At 74.6% G+C, this 808-nt stretch carries 1 protein-coding gene; it reads right to left on the bottom strand.

Annotated features, from left to right (window positions below; genetic code table 11):
• A partial coding sequence (locus tag MEICH_RS29300; RefSeq protein WP_036218484.1) for a hypothetical protein occupies positions 1-808 on the bottom strand: 808 nt, incomplete at both ends.

Genomic DNA, 808 nt, shown 5'->3' with positions numbered 1-808 from the left:
AGCGGGCGGCAGCCCGGCCTGCCGGGCGTGCTCCACCCCCGCGCGGGCGTGGCGCAGGGCCAGCGCGGGGCCGTGCGGAAGGGCCCACTCGAGGTAGAGCCGGGCGGTGATCATCTCCAGGCGGGCCAGGTAGATGCGCTGCCCCAGCCGCTCGAGCACCCCCCGGCTCTCCAGCAGCACCTCCTCGGCCTGGGCGAACTCGCCGCACTCGAGCAGGTACAGCCCCAGCTCGCTCTGGCGGAAGGCGTAGGCCCCGCCGTTGCCCTGCTCGGCGGCGATGCGCAGGGCGGCACGGATGTCCTCGGCGGCCCCGCGCGGGTTGGCAAGCGCGTTGCGGGCGTAGGCCCGTAGCTGGTAGATGCCGCCCCAGAGGTCGTGGTAGCGGGGTGAGCCGTCGTCGAGCTGCTCGAGGGTGCCCAGAAAGGCGCTGAAGTGGGCCTCGGCCGCCTCGTAGTCGGCGGCGAAGTGGGGGATGAAGGCCTGGATGTAGAGCAACTGGGCGCGGTCGAAGGGCTCGAGCCCGCCCTCCCCCAGCGCCCGGGCGATGAAGTCCTGGGCGTCTTCCAGGCGGCGCAACTGCACCAGGGCCCGGGCCACCAGCACCGGCGAGAGCCCGATCTCGGGGTGTTGCCGCCACAGCTCGAGCACCCCCTTGTAGTCGTGGCTGAGGTGCTTGACCTGGCCCCGCATCCGCAGCAGCCGCGCCCGCTCCTCCGGGCCCCCGCCCCCGGACTCGGCCCGCTCGAGCAGCCCGTCCAGCAGGCGTTCGGCCTCCTCGCCGCGGCCCAGCCCGGCCAGCAGGTCGGCC

Source organism: Calidithermus chliarophilus DSM 9957 (assembly GCF_000430045.1).
GTDB lineage: Bacteria > Deinococcota > Deinococci > Deinococcales > Thermaceae > Calidithermus > Calidithermus chliarophilus.
This window is presented reverse-complemented; position numbering and strand designations above follow the sequence as displayed.